This is a genomic window from Desulfuribacillus stibiiarsenatis (assembly GCF_001742305.1).
In the GTDB taxonomy this organism is placed as follows: Bacteria; Bacillota; Bacilli; order Desulfuribacillales; family Desulfuribacillaceae; genus Desulfuribacillus_A; species Desulfuribacillus_A stibiiarsenatis.
Genome location: NZ_MJAT01000022.1, coordinates 242,039 through 258,347, shown reverse-complemented (window position 1 = coordinate 258,347; position 16,309 = coordinate 242,039). Strand labels below are relative to the sequence as shown.

The following is a 16,309-nucleotide window of genomic DNA, read 5'->3' as shown; positions in this document are numbered from 1 at the left end:
ATTAGTCTTCTTGCATGGACTATCGTGATACGCTTTTATGGAAGGTTGTTATTCTAAAACGTTATGAATTATGGTTCAATCTAAAGTTGGAAACGCATTATATATCTTACCACGAAGACTCTATAAAAAAAAGTCACAAAGACAAATGGACAAGAATTTCTCCTGCCCATTTGTGAGTTAAATCTGATTTAATTTTCAACTAGATCCTAAAGCGGGTCTGGTAATAGCTTTTGTTGTTGCATGAGTCTCGTTGCAATCACTGATGCTTCTGCACGAGTCAGATTGTTTTTCGGTAAGAAACTAGAACCTCTTGTAGGGTCGTTCGGATCATTCAGCTTACCTACAACGATACCAGTCTTTGCAATCGCTGCTACTGCTTGACGAGCATACGTATCAACCTGTGACGCATCGGTAAAGTCCTTCGTTAATTGGTTCATTGCCAGCTCTGGTGTTCTTACTACTTTAGCTTCGATCGCTCTAGCAATAATTACAGCTGCTTGCTCCCTTGTAAGCTGCTCATTCGGCATGAATAATCCAGGTGCTTTTCCTTGGATAATACCAGCTCTCGCTGCAGTCTCAAGGTAAGGATACTCCCAGAAGAAATCACCCATTCCTGGCAAAATATCATCAAAGGAATTATTCACAGGACGTAGCGTAGAAATTCCTTGTCTTACGTAAGGTCCCGCGTTCACTGGAATTTGAATAGCTTTTACAAGCATAGTAACAAACTCACCACGTGTAATGTTTAAGTCAGTTCCAAAACGGTTCGTTCCTGGTTCACTAATCATAATACCCTTAGAGAACATTGCCTCTAGGTTTCTTCTACCCCAAGGATGGAAAATCATATCTGGTAGTGATCGGTTCAACTTCATTACCGTATAATATCCAAAGCCTTCAAACGGTACTGAGATTGTCTTAGATTTCGTGTTTACTACCCCACCAAGGTTCTTCCAACCTGCTTGTGAGCCAATAGATGTATACCCTGGGTTATACATAATCGCTAGGTGTGGACCAGCATCTAGAACAATACTATTATTGTACGTCAAGGTAATTGTTCCACGTTTCGTTGGTTCTAAAGAGTCTTCGATTCTACGAGTCACAATCTCAGGTGATTCATACGGTAGACGTCCCCCAGGGTGTGTTAAGTCCCCGGCATCAATGAAGTATAAATCGCTCGCATACTGGAAGAAATTATTGTAGTACGAATTGTTAAGACTCATACGCAAATCAGCGCGAGTGGACTTCGCAATATCACGGTCAACTTTTCCTGTTTCGTAATCGGCTATACCAATTAGGATGTTTTTATCCGCCCAGAAATTCGGAACATCATAACTATCCTCATATCTCTCGAATTCCCCTTGGATTTGCATATTCTTTCTTTGTAACAGTGTTCCTTTAGGGAATGTAAGTTGAATTTTGTTTTCTAGTTCTGCTGGTTTAATATTGTTCTTGTTTAAATCCGTCTTATATACCGCGCCAACTTGTGCTGTCGCAGCATAGAAAATATCTATAGTACCGTTAACCTTCTGAGATCCGAAGTCGACGGTAATTGCTATTTTGTTGGCACCTTTTTTCAATGGAACTTCTGCAAAAAATACTTCAGCATCTGCACCTAAACTATCAAACAAACTCTGGTTTCTGCCATATAAATGTGATGATAACCAGTCACGAACGTACTCACTCATTACATCAGAGTCGCTTAGACGGATTTTTTGCACTTGGTCTTTACCAATGCTTACACCATTCGCTCCATCTGCTTTTATGATGATTTTCTCATAGTTATTATTCGTAACTTTACGGTATGGCGCAAGTACCGTGTATGGGTCTGTCTTTTTCATAATCGTGATTGGTCTACTAACTGTGGTATGACCCTGTGATGCTTCCACAACAAATACGAATGTTCCTTGCAATACATTATCGCTTGGGTTTTGCAATGGATAGTTCACGATTCTAAATTCAGATTCATTCTCTGTGCCAATCGGTGAATCAATTTGAAAACGACCAGTCGGTAGTTGTGTAGAAATTTGTGTCCACACACCGCCAATCAATTGATATTCAGCCACATCCATACCTTGAATGCGAAGTACTAATTTATCAGAATTCTTCACAGTTCCACGAATTGTGATTTGATCACCATCTGTAGTATATGGTTCAAAGTTTACAATCGCTTTGTCAGTAACTCTATTATCTGTAACACGAATGTCATTTACAGATGGAGAACTTTCTGTAAATAGGTAAAATTCTAAATCTACCCTCATAGGGTTTAATCCATTGTTAAACTGCACTGTTAGCTTATTCAATCCTTGTCGGAATATTGGGTTTAAAGCAGTATGAATGTCACTATGAGTAAAATTAACGTTCACACTGGTTATAGCATCAGTACCTATTGGCTGTGGAGTACGTGCTCTAACAACATTGTTCGCTCCTACAGGAGTACTAGTAATTATGCCCCCGACAATAACTGGCTTATCGTTTAATGAAATGTGTAATGGATTTGTCGCGGAACCTAGCCTATTCGTATCAGATAAGCCTGTAAAGTTAAATTGAATGTTCCCGAAATTTTGCCCTAAGAACCATGCTTCATTCTCACTTGGTACGGCTGGATTAAACAAGAACTCATATACCCTATTATTCGCGATAACTTCTTGGTTCGTTGCATTGCGTATGGTTACAAGAGGTGTTGTTACGACCAATACTACTCGTTTCTCTACAATACTGTTCGTGCCATCGCTATAATGTACTTCAATTAAATTGTTTCCCGTTAGTAAATTAGGCAATTCGACATCTACATAACCGTTCGTAATATCTCCTGCTACAATCGGAACAGATATATCGCCATCTAAAGTGATTCCCGAACCTGAAAGTGTTGTTGGATAAGGTGCTGCTTTATGCATCACTTGAACGCGATTTACACCTGTTGTGAAGTTCTGAAAGTTAATTCTTAAATTAAATGGTTTCTGTCCTATACGGTAATAATTCGTTGATGGAGGGGTAACGTTGTAAATAATTTCCCCTGTATCCCTATTCTGCAAATTATTAATCACTGGATAATCACTATCTATATAAGTAAATTCATAAGTGATTGTGTTAAAAGTGTTTAAGTAATCAGTAACAGTTGTTGGATTCGTTCTATAAAATCTAGGCTCTATAATAATTCTGTACGTCTTATTATGTTGTAAGCCCAGTGCAGCTGCATTTACAACTGGAGAAACAAAATCATAGAAATGAATGTTCGTATTTGATTCTGCGTTATCTTTTGTAATCGCTCCATTATTTGCTGCTAGATTTGAAACTTCAGTAAACTTACCAGCCAATACTGATGGACTCCCAGTAGTGTCAATAGCTGTGATTGACGCATGATACGTTGCAGCTTCCGTTTTAAAATTGTTCACCAAAGTTTCTAAAGAGACAGCACTTGGTGCAATTATCGCTCCCCAAGTGGTAGTTGCGGTAATCCCACTAACGACAGCATTTAGATCTGAAACTGCAGTATTAAGAGCAGTAGCGTCCAAAAGAAGTCCAATCGTAGCTAAGTCAGCCCCTATTAACGCATTATTCGCATCTGCAAATCGTGTTTGTAATGTGTTTGCTGTAGCGGATACTGGTAAATTGTTAATGATTAAGTTAGCGTTATTTACCCCTATCGGATCAGTTGGAGCACCAACGCTAATATTCGCAATATTATTCAATTGCGTTTTCGTTGTAGTTGCCTGTCGCTGAAATTGAAATAGCGCCTGATCTGCAGCAATAATATTCTGAGGGTTCAAACTTGCCGTAGTTATCGCCGAAGGTGATAGTAGTGATTGTTTCGCCACTAACGGAGTACCCGTATTGTCCTGAACTTCAAATAGAATATCACTATAGACTCGGTTGGTACCTACAGTTCTAAACTGATTCAGCTCTGTATAACCGGCTCCTCCAGGATTCACAATTAATCTTCCTGTGAACTGAAGCTGACCATTTACAGTCATATACGTATTCTTATTATTTAAAGTTGAATTCGATGTTCCTTTTACGATATCTACTTGACCATTTTTCGGTACGTTCTTTGTGATGGTAGATCCAAAGGTGTAATGAGATTGAAGGTTATATACATTCATCCCAGCACCCGCTGTTATAGTGTTTACAATGATTCTTCTTGTTTCTGTAACTGACTTCGTCTCATTTCTAGCCGTAAAAGTTATGATATTCTCCCCAGTTGTTAAAGGGATAGTAGATGAAAAGAATCCAGTAGCTCCGAAAACTTGAGCAGATACACTTGCATTAGAATTCGTTGCGATTAACGTTTGATTCGTAATAATTACTTGGGTAGAGTTAGTTGCAAGTCCCGTTATTGCCCCTGCTATTGCTTGCCCTTGTACTTGAGTGGCATTAATAACTACTTCATCACTTACCAAATTAGTGCCATTGACAGTCAAATTAAAGATACCCGGCATATCGTTATATTCCACAAACACTTTTCTATTCACACCTGTAGTGGATTGAATGGTAATTTCGTTCAACCCCGGCGTTAGCTGTATATTCTCGTATATGTAATTACTAGTGCCTGGCGTGTTGTACGGAGTACCTCCGGTTGCTAAGTGACCAGTCCCTAAATTTCTTACCGTGTAGCTGATACTTACAACGCTAAAACCCGAAAAAGATCCAGTTAATCGAAAATTCCGATCGGATACCTGGATTGGAGTGCTAGGATCTTTCCCCAACTCATTCCCCTGAGTTCCCGGATAATCAATTGTTAAGCTTCCATTGGCATTTACTAAGCTTGGCCACACCGGAAGAATTGTTACTAACATAACTAAAACTAAAATCATTGAAATTGTGCGCGCTCGTTTGTTGTAATAAATAACGCTGTTCATGAACTTCCTCCCATTCTTATGTATAGAAATTAAGTATTATATCGACATCGTAACAGAAAGTTAAAATGCCGTTTGCAAAAATTAGCTATTCTTTTATCAGGTTTCCTTGCGATTTCACTTGTATTCAAGCAGTTTATACTTTCCCAGTAAAATCCTAACATTAGTAATCCATTCATTTTTTGCATTGTCTTAGCGGCGTAACTAATAATCCCACATCCATACGTGGAAGGTAAATGCTGCCAAGCTTCACTCACAAGGGGTACAGGCGAAATAAGTGCATCTAAAGTTCAAGTGCAGTAAAAACTGCATTGAACTAAGTTTTCTTTATGTATCCTTATATAGTAATATAAAATTTTGCGAAAGCGAATATATAATTTATTTGAAAATTATGCAAAGATTGTAAAACATTAAAAATGGTAATAATGTAATAATAAATTTATTTCATATATGAATCATTAGTTAGTAGTAAAGGACTATTTAATTTGTTATAATGTGTATATATAATTCATTGGGTATTCTTTTCTATTGTAGAACAGTTCTCTGGGGGAGCATCAATGACCGTAAACGCAAGCTTTTGTAAAGTTATCAATAAATTTTTTCCTGTTCCAGTTCATCCGTTTAACCTAGCCAACGAAGGCAAACAATCCTATGCAGAGTGGCAATTCGAACGCGGAGAAGAAACTATTCGTTTCTTTCGAAATTTTACCACTACGGAAGAAATGTTCAAAGATAAAATAGTACTAGATATTGGATGTGGCGCCGGAGGGAAAACCCTATATTATGCTACTTTAGGCGCAAAAGTTGTCTTCGGTATTGATCCTGTGGAAAAATACAAAGAAGAAGCAACTCAATTAGCAACGAAAAAGGGCCTACAAGACATCACTACGTTCATCACTGGCGATGCAGCAAAAATGCCGTTTGAATCCAATGTGATTGATACAATCATAATGAACGATGCGATGGAGCACGTAGATGACCCAGTTGCTGTGTTAAACGAGTGCTATCGTGTGCTAAGAAAAGGCGGGAAATTGTATATTAACTTCCCTCCATACCACCATCCATATGGTGCGCATTTATCTGATGTGATTGGCATTCCTTGGGTGCATAAGCTGTTCGACGAGCCTACGTTAGTGCAAGTATACAAGGACTTAGTTCAGAAATACCCTGATGCCAATGAAAGAATCAACTTCCGTATTGGTAAAAAACAGGGCGGAAGTGAATATTTCTCCTATATCAATAAGATGACGTTGGAGCGTTTTGATCGAATCCTTGGTATTGTCCCTTTTCAAGTATTGTATCACGAGTATGTACCTTTACGTCCATACTTTAAGACGTTATCTATATTGCCAGTGTTTCAAGAATATTTCGTAAAAATGGTAGTATGTGTCTTAGAGAAGGCGTCAACGAAAACACATACAAGTATCTATGACGAAACAAACGCATAATAAAAATGTGGCAGAAGTTCTGCCACATTTTTTTGTTGATTTATGTATTTGATTTGCCGCTTAATTTAATAATCTTCTTAGTTTAATAAGCCTTTTCATTTATAATGTTATTCTGTTTAATGAAATTATAAATGTATTAAGTAGCTTGAATAGCAAACATTAATTCACCTTCTACGGCGACTTTCCCATCAACCTTCGCTATTGCATTCCCTTTGCCAATAGGACCCTTTAAACGCGAAATTTCCACAGTTAATTCTAATGTATCACCAGGTACTACTTGCTTACGAATGCGCAAATTGTCAATACCAGCAAACAGTACAATTTTCCCTTTATGCTGAGGATCTTTCAGGATTGCTACAGCACCAACTTGAGCTAATGCTTCTACAATTAGCACTCCAGGCATTACAGGGTATTCTGGAAAATGGCCTTGGAAAAACGGTTCATTCATTGTGACATTCTTAATTCCAACGGCACGCTTTCCTTCTTCGACTTCAAGGATTTTGTCAATTAATAAAAAAGGATAACGATGCGGAATGATTTCCTTAATTTGTTGTATATCTAACATAATTACTCTCCTTAAATTTATAATCGCCTGAATACAATGATTGACAACTTCAGCTTCTATACAAAATAACTATATGTATTTGCGGTTATTTCTGCTTTTGTTGCCATGAATTTACCAACATTCTAGAGAATGATGTCGGCGAATTAGTACAAACTACAAATAACTCTCCCCGGGGAGTTCATATAAAGGAGCTTTTCAGCGGATTTCTTGGGGTTGCAAAGCTCTCTTTAATTATTTGGGCAAATATAACTATTCGGGCAAATATACATACTACTACTTATTGTTTTATCCAAATATGATGAGGATAATGTTTCTCCAGGTTTCCGCATCAAATACTTCTCCTGCAGATCCGCCACCATACTTATATCCAGCTGCCATCCCGATAAAGAAAAGACTTAACAACGCCAATGGAATACCTATTGCTTTTGCAAAAAATAGGACCTTTCTTTGCTGGGCCGAAAGATTACTTTTCTTCTTTGGTTTCGCATCACTTTCTGTTGGTGAGGTAGCTCTTTTCCTATAGGTTTGATCCGTCATCCAGTTCCCTACCTTTGAGTTATTTTCTCAATAAAAGCCAATATTTTAATTAGCTTCTAATCGAGTTCGCTAACCCCATCATCGTGTCTGTCGATTGGATGGCACGAGCGCCAAACTGCAGCATTCTCTGGGTAGCAATTAGTTCTGTCATTTCTTGAATCATATCGACATTCGAACTTTCTACGTATCCTTGTTGAAATTGTGTGTTATTCAGTAAGGCGGGGTTATTCGCACTATTCTGATAGTTGCCTGCGACAAATTTACGCTCAACAAATATATTATTCCCAGCATGCTCTAACGCTTGTGGATTATTGAAATTCGCTAGCATCAATTGTGTATATGGAAGTCTCTCATCATTGATGAAGAGATTACCCTTTTTATCTATTGTAAAGTTTTTTACATCTTTTGTAAACTCGATAGGATTTCCATTGCGATCCGACACCTGATAACCACGAGCATCTACTAATGTATTATACCCATTTCTAGCATCGACTCGGAAGTTTCCGTCACGAGAAAAGACATAACCATATAAATCATTGTCATAGGCTTCCATAGCTTGTGGATTTACGCCCAAACGATCAGCTTCTGCACGAGGTACTAACAACTGAAACATACCCGGCCCAGCAAGTGCAATGTCATGCTGCTGGTTCGTCTCTGTAAGGTTGCCCATACGCATATCGCGGGTAATTTCGTTCATGCGTACTCCATGACCCGTTTGGAAACCAAGGGGCGTAATTCTACCAGGAAGATTTACTTTTTCCGTCTGGTTGATTTGATTATATAATAAATCCTGAAACGATGCACGTTGGGCCTTAAATCCAACGGTGTTCACGTTTGCAAGGTTATTGGCAAGCATATCTACTTTTGTGTTGGCATTCCGCATAGTGGAAGCTGCGATATGAAGAGATGTATTCAATATACTCACTCCTGAATTCTAGATTTACATGCTATACTTACATGCTTTCTTTCATCAAATTATCGATTAGACCTATACTCGACCGACTTCGTTGACTGCCTTCTCTAAGCTTCGATCATAGGCTTGAATCACGCGCTGATTCGCTTCATACGCTCGTTGTGCTGTCATCATATCAACCATCGCTTGCATTGGATCGACATTTGAGCCTTCAATATAATATTGACGAACCATCATATTCTCAGCTATTTCTGGCTGAAAACCTGCTCCTAGAAACTGTTCACTGATTCGATAGAGGCCGTGACCATCTTTTAGCATTCCTGGTAGCTGTTGATTGTCCATTTGTACAATGTGGAGGTTCCCTACTAATGGAGCAAAGCCTTCATCCCCAATTTCGAACCTACCATTCGGACGAATCACGACATTATCACTGGTCACCTGAATTGGTGTTAACTCTCCACCAGCTTGTCGTTGCATGACAAATTCGCCATCTTGAGTGGCTAAGAACTGTTGACCTTCCACCTCACGTAAGCGAAAATTTCCTGCTCTTGTATAGAATACTTCATTGCTATTAAGATCTTTTTTGACAGCAAAAAAACTAGTCTGCTGCGGGTCATTATCGACGATTGCCACATCCATCGGACTCCCCGTCTCGCGAATCGCACCCTGACTAAAACGTTTCACTACTTCTTCAATTGTCACTCCTTGGGAAAGGTATCCCACTTTAGGTGCTTGCCCAGGTAACATAGAAGCAGCGCGGGAATGGCTAGGTGCAGCCGCGTTTCCCTGTCCACCCATAAAATACAACAATTCCTCTGGAAACGAACGAACGATTGCCTCGTCGCCTTTAAATCCAGGGGTATTGATATTCGCCATGTTATTAACTGTTATATCATGTCGCTGTTGTTGGACTTTCATCCCTTGGGCAGCTGTGTATATACCTCTTAACATATCCATGCTCCTTTATCTCAAGGGCTTTTACCAAGTCTCACATTTCATAATGTCGACAGGTGTAGCCAAGCCTCGAAAAACATTATATATATTATCGGCAAACGATAAAAATGTTTAATAACTTACTCTTCTATTGTATAGAAAAACTAGGCGCATTACTATCGGTCAATATTTCCTATTTGCGTTTGAAAAAACTATTTTTAAAGCTATGTATTTGCGTTTTCGAAAGTGTATCGATATGCTGTAACGCTATGCCTGTACCTCTCGCTACACAACCCATCGGATCTTCAGCGACTAATACCGGTACTTTCAGTTCGTCTGTTAACAGCATGTCCAAGCCCTTTAATAATGCTCCGCCACCCGTTAACATGATTCCCTTATCGATAATATCTGCTGATAGTTCTGGTGGAGTTTTTTCTAAAACGCCTTTGGCAGCCACTACAATACTCGCGACTGGGTCCTCTAACGCTTCGCGTACCTCTTCAGAGCTAATGGTTACGGTAATCGGTAATCCAGACACGAGGTTACGACCTCGAATCTCCATCTTCTGCTCTTCCAGTCCTGGATATACAGTACCGATGGTAATCTTAATGCTTTCTGCTGTACGTTCACCAATCAACAATTTATATTTATTCTTAATATAGCGAGTAATCGCAGCATCGAACTTGTCCCCAGCTACTTTAATAGAAGTGGCGGTAACGACGTCTCCCATAGATAAAACGGCTACATCTGTCGTTCCTCCGCCAATATCAATCACCAAGTTTCCACTTGGCTGGAATATATCTAAACCTGCGCCAATCGCAGCGGCCTTAGGTTCTTCCATCATATAGATCTCTTTGCCACCACAACGCTCCGCTGCTTCTTTGACTGCTTTTTGTTCTACAGATGTAACGTTAATCGGCGTACAAATCATTATCCTTGGTCGTAGTAAGAAATTCTTCCCGATGACCTTTTTTATAAAATAACGCAGCATCGTCTCTGTTACTTCAAAATCTGCAATTACACCATCTCTAAGTGGTCGAATGGCAACAATATTGCCTGGGGTTCTTCCAAGCATTCTACGTGCGTCTTCACCTACTGCTAATACTTGGTTCGTAGAATTATCAATTGCCACTACTGATGGTTCATCAAGAACAATTCCCTCATCTTTTACGTGCACTAAAACGTTTGCGGTACCTAAGTCGATTCCTATATCTTTGCCAAACATTCGGCATATGCCTCCCTAATTGTTATCATGATAACAATAGTCTTTCGACAAAAACTGAGGAATTCCTTTATAAAAAATCTTAGATATCGTCTTTTTCTTTTAAATATTTATTTTTCGTAGCTTCTCCCCCTCTTAAGTGTCGAATCGACTTATGGTACTCCAGGATATGCTTTACTTTTTCAGCTATTTCCGGATTGATATCTGGTAAGCGTTCTGCTAGATCTTTATGGACTGTGCTTTTGGAGACACCGAATTTTTTCGCCAATTCACGCACTGTATCTTGCGTGTCTAAAAAATGATTCGCTATTTTTAAAGTCCGATCTTTGATGTAATCATGCAAACTTCCTCGCCTCCTACTCTAGGAATGTTGATATATTATATGAGTCAGGAAGCCATATATGACTAATTGCGAGGACGAATGCAAAAAAAGAACGCAAGGGCTTATCCCTGCGTTCTTACTACTGGTGCCTCAGGTAGGATGGATACTGGATCGATCGCTTCTCCGAGCTTGTATGCTTCAAAATATAAGTGGTTAGGTAAATCTTTGCGTATTTCACTCTTGCCAGCTTGACCGATTTTCATTCCCGCTTTGACTTCATCGCCAACCTTAACTGTTACTTTAGAAAGACTTGCGTAAACTGTTTCTAAACCATCGCCATGGGAGATTTTTACTTTCATGCCATATAAGGCATCTTCTTCAGCCATGGTTACTTCGCCGTTGGCAACTGCGAATACATCAAACTTCTCTTCACCACTTACGATGCCAATTCCTTTAGAATGGATGAACTTCGTAGTCGTCTTGTCTGTGTATTCATAGACTGCTTTACTGCGTTCTTCTGCGCTAGCTGTTTCTGAATAAAAGCTTGTTACAATTTTCGCTTTCTCACTCATCTCTAGAGGCCAAGATACTTGAACGTCTTCCGCAGTTACTGGTACCGCTTCTTCTAACTCTACAGTCTCAGGATTCTGAGGGGCTGCTGTAATCGGTTGATCGATTACGTATTCTTCTTGTGGAGCCTTAAAAATACTGTCTTCCTTTGATAACTGATAGTTTCCAGTATCACTTTTGGTCCACATAAGAGTTACGATTAGTACAGAAGCGATAAGATAAATTGCCGGGAAAGTCCACTTCTTACCTAACAGAGATTTCCACCATTTGACTTGTGGATTTTTTTCATTATCCATTTGGACATCACCTCAGTAATCCAGTGTGTCCATTATTTTCCTTGCTATACAGGTTGTCTTGCATTTTTGTAAAAAATTTTTATGATATTGCGGTCGGTTTTATGGCATTGGCTGCTCTGTACCCTGCTTCTTTGCTAGTGTCTCTTGGAGCTTAGGCCATAGCATGGAAACTTGTGTATACGGCTCAATGGTGACACCTTGGTAATAGTGCTTCACAATCTCTTCAGCCGCATTTCCTTCTCGCGCCAGTGCTTCTGCCCCCCATTGACTCATCCCAACTCCATGTCCATACCCATAAGTAGTAAAGTGCATATCTTTGCCTTGAATGCTCACAGTGAAATGCGTAGAATTTAGCCCAAGCTTTTCCCGTACTTCACGACCTGTAAACGTTTGATCGCCAATTTGCAGCTCTTTAATGCGATTTCCATGGGAGCGTTTCACTGCTTGCATTTTCGGCGGCTGTCCTTGATTCCATGACGAAACAGGGATAGCTAATCCCAGCTTTTGATGCACCGTTTGTATTGGAATTACCTTCGAATCCTGGAACTTTGGCGAAATTACGTCCCCCGTACTTTCGACGCTGCGTAGATAAGGCGTCGCTTTGCTCCACACATCTTCAGAGTTCTCTGTATATCCGTTGGAGGTGGAAAAGAAATATGCCTCGATTGGCTTCTTTTCGTACGTCAGAATTAGGCCTTTGGTTTCGTTTAAGGCCTGGTTAATTTTATTGGAATAGTCTGTATAGGATGCACCCCAGCGAATCTTCAGTTCCTGGTCTGATAGGTATGCTTGGTCTATTCGATAATCGTCGGAGATTGGCTGATTACTCTGGCTCCATTTGTTAATAAAATATGTTCTAGCAGCTAATGATTGCGCTTTCAATGCTTCTAAGTGAAATTCCGCTGGCATTTCTGCTGCTATCACACCTCTTATGTACTGTTCTAATGGAAGCTCTACAACTTGATTTTCTTTACTCCGATGCAGCTGAACCATAAATCCTTCGGGATCAATATCGAGTTCGATTGGGGTGGTCTCTTGATCCGTAAGCCAAATGACAAGTGACGGAATTCCAATGGTTAATATCAGAAAAGCAATTACTAGAAATGTGGCCTTCCGCAAAACGTGTCCTTTTTCCTCTCTTCCATTGGTCTCCATTGATGATGAAGGCTTACCGCGTAACCCTTGCCTATAACGTTCTTTAAATGATTGTAGTGACTTAAACCTTTCCATCCTGCACCTCCACATATGCGTAATCATAGATAAATACGAAACAAAAGGAGACCTATTGTAATGGGTCTCCTCTTATATCTATTCGCTTATGCTATTTTTAGTACACGCACGCATGCTATCTACATTAAAATCTAAACTTTTTGATAGTATTACACAAAAGTTGGTCGTAAAATACGTGTCGTAATCGATTCTGTAATCGTTTCCTCTTCCTGTTCTAAAACTTGTACAGGAATTGACTCCACTGGTTTCATGCGGTGAATCTCCGCACCGACATTCTTCAGCTTCCCGACGATATCAACATAACCACGGTCGATATGATGAAGCTGCGTAATTTCAGTAGTTCCCTCAGCAATCAGACCTGCCATAATCATAGCAGCACCTGCTCTAAGGTCTGTCATCCTCACTTGTGCTCCTTGTAGCGGTTGTCCGCCAATAACGGTAGCATGACGGCCATCGACAATGATATTGGCACCCATCTTCTGTAGCTCTGTGCAATGCATATAGCGGTTTTCAAACACCGTTTCTGACACATAGCTAGTACCACTTGCTGCTGCAAGCATCGTAACAAACTGTGCTTGCATGTCCGTTGGGAAGCCTGGATATGGCAATGTTTTGATTTGTAATGGTTTCAAAGGTTGTAAAGCGCTGACAAATATACCATCATCGTCTTCGGTAATATGTACACCAGCCTCTGATAATTTCGATATTACGGCGCGCAGGTGATTGCCCATGGCACCTTTTAGATATAATTCACTTTGAGTGATGGCAGCTACTGTTAAGAATGTGCCAGTCTCGATACGGTCAGGAATGACTGTATGACGCGTACCATATAACTCTTCAACACCCTCAATACGAATCAAATTCGTACCAGCACCTTTAATGTTCGCGCCCATAGAGTTCAAGTAATTCGCTAAATCCACGATTTCTGGCTCTTGTGCAGCATTTTCTAATATCGTCGTACCCTTTGCGAGACACGCCGCCATCATTATATTCTCCGTTGCACCAACACTTGGAGTATCCAAATAAATGATTGCACCTTGTAAACGCTCTTTCACGAACGCTTCTACATATTCTTCTGTAATGATAATCTTTGCACCTAGGGCTTGAAACCCTTTTAAGTGCTGATCAATTGGTCTAGCACCAATCGCACATCCACCTGGTAAATAAATCTTAACATGTCCTGTTCTTGCAAGCAGGGACCCCATCAGTAAAAAGGAAGCTCGCATCTGCTGAACTAATTGCTTTGGTGGTTCTGTCGTGTGTAAACTCGTTGTATCAATCTTTAGGGTTTCTGAGTCATACTCAACCTTTCCCCCTAAATGTCGAATGGCATCACATAATATACGAACATCCTCTAAATCTGGTACATCATCAATAAAGCTTGGCTCACTTTTACCCAAAATAGAAGCTGCTATAATCGGTAAAACTGCATTTTTTGCACCATGTATACGAATCGTCCCTTTAAGTGGAGATGCTTTTTTTACAATTATCCGTTCCTGAAATTGATTTTCGTTCAAAATCGTAATGACACCCCCCTCCGACAGATTCTTTATTAGTTTATCATTGTAGTTTTATATAATACAAGCACAATATTTAGTAAATTGCTTTAGAAAAGGAACCGCAAATATAGGGAATTCGTTAAGTATTTGGTAAAGAAATCTGCGAGCATAGTCCCAATGATAATAGACATTATGAGTACAAAGCCCCTCGCCTTAATGCCTGTCGTGTCATAGAAAACCTTATCCCACCTGGCTTCGCGCAAGCAAACCCAAGTAATATATATGCACACACCTAACCAAATAAGGTTTATGATACTTACGACTCCGTAGAAGACTTGCGACTCACCTGACATCATCATATCATTCACCTCTCAATAAATGTAAAAAAACCTAAAGTAAGCATTCAACAATCCGCTTACCTTAGGTTATGTTCAATCTTTTACCTTCGGATCATGCTTTAGTTGAATACTCTAAAACATTATCCATTCTACATTAATTAAGAAGTTTGTCAAGATGTTCGGAAATACTCCGAGGCCAATGGTTCCCACTAAGCAAATAGCGATTGTGATCGATAATGTCGAAGGAAGTAGAATCGAGCGTTTATCCGTATCACGCATATACATTTCCCTGATAATCCCGAAATAGTAGTAAAACGAGATGATACTCGTAACTGCCATAATCGCTGCTAGCCAATACATTTGCCCCGTCATAACGCCAATAAAGATGTAAAACTTTCCGAAAAATCCTGCAGTCAGTGGTAGTCCAGCTAATGAAATCAGGAACACCGTCATCGAAAATGCAAGGACCGGTGAACGTCTGTGCAGTCCTGCAAATGCTGAAATATCTTCAGAACTGTCGTTTTCCGTCACTAATGTGATGACCGCGAATGCTCCTAGTGTCATAAATAAATACGCAACAGAGTAAAAAAGAATTTGACTAAGGGTGACGTTCCAGGACAATGCGGCTCCAATTGGCACTAGCAAGTATCCTGCTTGCGCAATCCCTGAGTACGCCATTAGACGCTTGATGTTTCTCTGTCTAAGTGCCACGACGTTACCTACAATCATCGTTGCTGCTGCAATTGCAGCTATATAATAATTCCAATGAGCGAACATAGAGCCAAATCCGACTGTTAGGATTCGCAAGAAAATCGCAAAGCCTGCTACCTTTGAAACCACCGTTAAGAATGCTGTGATTGGAGTAGGTGCTCCCTCATAGACATCTGGTGCCCACATATGGAACGGAACGATGGAAATTTTAAAACCAAATCCTACGATCATAAATAGCAGTGCCATAATCACTAAATAGCTATAGGCTTGATACACTTCCGGTAGCTGTGTAGCAATTGACAGTAGGTTTGTCGTCCCAGTTAAACCATAGACATACGACATTCCAAATAGGATGAATGCTGATGCTACGCCACCTAAGATTACATATTTTAACGCTGCTTCATTCGATTTTACGTTGGTTTTGCGGAAGCCCGCTAAGCAGTAGGAGGAAATACTTAATATTTCTAACCCTACATACAGTGTCACTAAATCTAATGAAGATACCATCAACATTGCGCCTGCTGCCGCAAATAGTAGCAGGTAATAATACTCTCCTTGATAGATGTCATCATGTCGATTGAGATAATTCATCGATAATAAAATGACTAAAGTAACTCCTAATAATATGACTACTTTAAACAGTATCGCAAAGGAGTCTACGACAAATGTGTGATCAATATAAGACATTCCATCGCCACGCGCGACTAATACGATTGTCACTAGTAATGCAAATATGCTTAGCATCCCTAATGTTGGTTTATGTCCTTTGATCCCCGTCATGAAGTCAAATATTAAAATCAATATTGCGAAACTGACTAGCACGATTTCAGGAGTTAATAACGCCCAATTCGCATCCATTAGATTTGGCATTG

13 protein-coding genes are annotated in these 16,309 nt (G+C 39.8%); 1 reads left to right on the top strand and 12 read right to left on the bottom strand.

Annotated features, from left to right (window positions below; translation table 11 throughout):
• Window positions 1–206: 206 nt before the first annotated feature.
• A complete protein-coding gene (locus BHU72_RS09000) occupies window positions 207–4,856 on the bottom strand; it encodes an S-layer homology domain-containing protein (protein WP_069702291.1) in 4,650 nt (1,549 codons plus the stop codon).
• 554 nt (window positions 4,857–5,410) lie between these two features.
• On the opposite strand from BHU72_RS09000, the gene BHU72_RS08995 reads away from it, so the two are divergent.
• Complete coding sequence (locus tag BHU72_RS08995; protein ID WP_069702290.1) at window positions 5,411–6,301, top strand: class I SAM-dependent methyltransferase; 891 nt, start codon at window positions 5,411–5,413, stop codon at window positions 6,299–6,301.
• Window positions 6,302–6,437: 136 nt separating this feature from the next.
• Here BHU72_RS08995 and fabZ read toward each other — a convergent pair whose 3' ends face one another.
• From fabZ to BHU72_RS08940, 11 genes are all read right to left on the bottom strand, one after another.
• Entirely contained in the window at window positions 6,438–6,866 is a 429-nt protein-coding gene (gene fabZ, locus BHU72_RS08990; RefSeq protein ID WP_069702289.1) for a 3-hydroxyacyl-ACP dehydratase FabZ, read from the bottom strand.
• A 285-nt stretch (window positions 6,867–7,151) separates the two neighbouring features.
• Window positions 7,152–7,403, bottom strand: coding sequence for a DNA-directed RNA polymerase subunit beta (locus BHU72_RS08985; protein ID WP_069702288.1), 252 nt, complete (start codon window positions 7,401–7,403; stop codon window positions 7,152–7,154).
• Between the two features lie 49 nt (window positions 7,404–7,452).
• Complete coding sequence (locus BHU72_RS08980; protein WP_176720450.1) at window positions 7,453–8,328, bottom strand: flagellar hook-basal body protein; 876 nt, start codon at window positions 8,326–8,328, stop codon at window positions 7,453–7,455.
• Between the two features lie 63 nt (window positions 8,329–8,391).
• Complete coding sequence (locus BHU72_RS08975) at window positions 8,392–9,267, bottom strand: flagellar hook-basal body protein (protein WP_069702286.1); 876 nt, start codon at window positions 9,265–9,267, stop codon at window positions 8,392–8,394.
• A gap of 175 nt (window positions 9,268–9,442) precedes the next feature.
• Window positions 9,443–10,474 (bottom strand): rod shape-determining protein, encoded by a 1,032-nt coding sequence (locus BHU72_RS08970; protein ID WP_069702285.1) that lies wholly within the window; start codon window positions 10,472–10,474, stop codon window positions 9,443–9,445.
• A gap of 79 nt (window positions 10,475–10,553) precedes the next feature.
• Complete coding sequence (gene spoIIID / locus BHU72_RS08965; RefSeq protein WP_069702284.1) at window positions 10,554–10,814, bottom strand: sporulation transcriptional regulator SpoIIID; 261 nt, start codon at window positions 10,812–10,814, stop codon at window positions 10,554–10,556.
• 101 nt (window positions 10,815–10,915) lie between these two features.
• On the bottom strand, window positions 10,916–11,659 hold the full coding sequence (locus tag BHU72_RS08960; protein ID WP_069702283.1) for a M23 family metallopeptidase: 744 nt from the start codon (window positions 11,657–11,659) through the stop codon (window positions 10,916–10,918).
• A 99-nt stretch (window positions 11,660–11,758) separates the two neighbouring features.
• Window positions 11,759–12,889: a stage II sporulation protein D gene (gene spoIID, locus BHU72_RS08955; RefSeq protein ID WP_069702282.1), complete on the bottom strand. Its 1,131-nt coding sequence runs from the start codon at window positions 12,887–12,889 to the stop codon at window positions 11,759–11,761.
• Between the two features lie 149 nt (window positions 12,890–13,038).
• Window positions 13,039–14,406, bottom strand: coding sequence for a UDP-N-acetylglucosamine 1-carboxyvinyltransferase (gene murA, locus BHU72_RS08950; protein ID WP_069702281.1), 1,368 nt, complete (start codon window positions 14,404–14,406; stop codon window positions 13,039–13,041).
• 89 nt (window positions 14,407–14,495) lie between these two features.
• On the bottom strand, window positions 14,496–14,741 hold the full coding sequence (locus BHU72_RS16540; protein ID WP_367114475.1) for a DUF1146 family protein: 246 nt from the start codon (window positions 14,739–14,741) through the stop codon (window positions 14,496–14,498).
• Window positions 14,742–14,858: 117 nt separating this feature from the next.
• Window positions 14,859–16,307: an NADH-quinone oxidoreductase subunit N gene (locus BHU72_RS08940; RefSeq protein ID WP_069702279.1), complete on the bottom strand. Its 1,449-nt coding sequence runs from the start codon at window positions 16,305–16,307 to the stop codon at window positions 14,859–14,861.
• Window positions 16,308–16,309 lie beyond the last annotated feature (2 nt).